The sequence below is a fragment of the Vibrio frigidus genome (genome assembly GCF_042465995.1).
Lineage (GTDB): Bacteria > Pseudomonadota > Gammaproteobacteria > Enterobacterales > Vibrionaceae > Vibrio.
In genome coordinates, this window is the sequence record NZ_JBCDMC010000050.1 from 1 (window position 1) to 427 (window position 427).

Consider the following 427-nt stretch of genomic DNA (forward strand, 5'->3'; position numbering starts at 1 on the left):
AATTAATCACAGCTTGAGCCGTTTTATTTCACTTTTTAAAAGTGAAAACAATTAACTTATCAGTCAGCTTTCCAAATTGTTAAAGAGCGAGATTTCATTCTACTTAAAGAAAAAAACCATTTTTAAACACTCTTATCTCAGCTGAGATAAAAACACTTAAAAATGGTGGAGTTGTACGGAACTAGACAGCAGACCTCTCTTCTGTCAGCGAAGACTTATCATCTCGCTTACTAGAAAGTACAATTCCTTTCTCTTTTAACTTCTAAACCTATGTCAATTTGTGTGAACACTCATCATGGTCAATCATCGTTTAAGGAGGTGATCCAGCCCCAGGTTCCCCTAGGGCTACCTTGTTACGACTTCACCCCAGTCATGAACCACAAAGTGGTAAGCGTCCCCCCGAAGGTTAAACTACCTACTTCTTTTG

The 427-nt window shown here is 38.4% G+C and carries 1 rRNA gene; it reads right to left on the reverse strand.

Annotated elements, in window-relative coordinates:
- Positions 1–311: 311 nt before the first annotated feature.
- Positions 312–427, reverse strand: a 16S ribosomal RNA gene (locus tag AACW90_RS22970); the annotation flags it as partial.